Origin of the sequence: Aquimarina mytili (assembly GCF_016735115.1) — a bacterium.
Taxonomy (GTDB): domain Bacteria; phylum Bacteroidota; class Bacteroidia; order Flavobacteriales; family Flavobacteriaceae; genus Aquimarina; species Aquimarina mytili.
Genome location: NZ_JAERQJ010000031.1, coordinates 1 through 356 on the forward strand (window position 1 = coordinate 1; position 356 = coordinate 356).

The 356-nt window shown below is 48.9% G+C and carries 1 protein-coding gene; it reads left to right on the forward strand.

Annotated elements, in window-relative coordinates; genetic code table 11:
- Positions 1-356, forward strand: a 356-nt coding sequence (locus JJQ60_RS21880) for a hypothetical protein (RefSeq protein ID WP_201924774.1), incomplete at both ends; no start/stop codon positions are given.

Here is a 356-nt window from a genome sequence, read left to right on the forward strand (position 1 = left end):
CGTACTGGATTAACCGGTCGTACAGGACTTACAGGTAGAACTGGATTAACCGGTCGTACCGGACTTACAGGTAGAACAGGATTAACGGGTAGAACTGGATTAACAGGTAGAACTGGACTTACGGGTCGCACAGGATTAACCGGTAGAACTGGATTAACAGGTCGTACTGGATTAACCGGTCGTACTGGACTTACGGGTCGCACAGGATTAACTGGACGTACTGGATTGACTGGGCGTACAGGACTTACAGGTAGAACAGGACTTACGGGTCGTACTGGATTAACCGGTCGTACAGGACTTACAGGTAGAACTGGATTAACCGGTCGTACCGGACTTACAGGTAGAACAGGATTAAC